Source organism: Oleiphilus sp. HI0066, assembly GCF_001635725.1.
The window spans coordinates 1-1,082 of the sequence record NZ_LWFH01001147.1; the positions used below are offsets into that span (position 1 = coordinate 1).

1 pseudogene is annotated in these 1,082 nt (G+C 46.9%); it reads right to left on the minus strand.

The features are described from left to right. Window positions 1-1,082: pseudogene (locus A3738_RS15215) on the minus strand (bifunctional aconitate hydratase 2/2-methylisocitrate dehydratase); the annotation flags it as partial.

Consider the following 1,082-nt stretch of genomic DNA (forward strand, 5'->3'; position numbering starts at 1 on the left):
ACCGCGTAAGAACCGCCAGCCTTCATGAACTCAACTTTCTGAGGCGTGAATGCGTCAGAAACGTCAGAAAGCTCTTCGCTACCGTTGTAAAGCTTCTTCGCTTTTGTATCGATAGTAAGAACAGTACCTGTCGCAACAGAGTATGCTTCTTCTAATACTGGATCGCCGTTTTCATCACGAACAACTTCGCCATTTGCGTCAGTTTTCTTAACCCAGTTTTTAAGGTCAAGACCGATACCACCTGTTACGCCAACAGTCGTCAAGAAGATTGGCGCGATACCGTTAGTACCTGCTACAACTGGACGGTTGTTGATGAATGGAATGTATGGAGAAGTCTTTTCACCAGCCCAAAGTGCAACGTTGTTAACACCAGACATACGTGAAGAACCAACACCCATCGTACCTTTTTCAGCGATAAGCATAACTTTCGCGTTCGGGTGCTTCTTACCAAGCTCAACGATTTCTTGTTGTGCTTCAGGCGTGATCATGCACTGGCCGTGAAGTTCGCGGTCAGCTCGTGAGTGTGATTGGTTACCTGGAGAAAGAAGGTCAGTAGAGATGTCGCCTTCTGCTGCGATGTAAGTAACAACGTCGATTTTTTCTGGGATATCGTCAAGCTTCGTGAAGAACTCTGCTTTTGCATAGCTTTCAAGAATATCTTTTGCGATTGCGTTGCCTACTTTGAACGCGTCTGCAAGACGTGTTGTGTCTGCATCGTACAAGAATACTTGTGACTTCAATACTTCAGCCGCTGCCGCTGCTTGCGCGTCGTCAGAAAGGGCGATGTCTAGAAGTGCTTCAACAGAAGGGCCGCCTTTCATGTGAGAAAGTTGCTCTAGCGCGAATTCTGGAGAAATTTCTGCAACTGTTTCATTGCTAAGCGCGATTTCTTTCAAGAAAGCTGCTTTTACGCCTGCCGCCGGAGTCGTACCAGGAAGCGTGTTGTAGATGAAGAAGTTTAGAGACGCTTCGCGTTCTGCATTGCCAGTGTCTTTGATTTGGGCAATGATCTCAGATAGCAATTCTGCGCTATCGATTGGTTTTGGGTGTAAGCCTAGGTCCTTCTTACGAACCTCGATCTC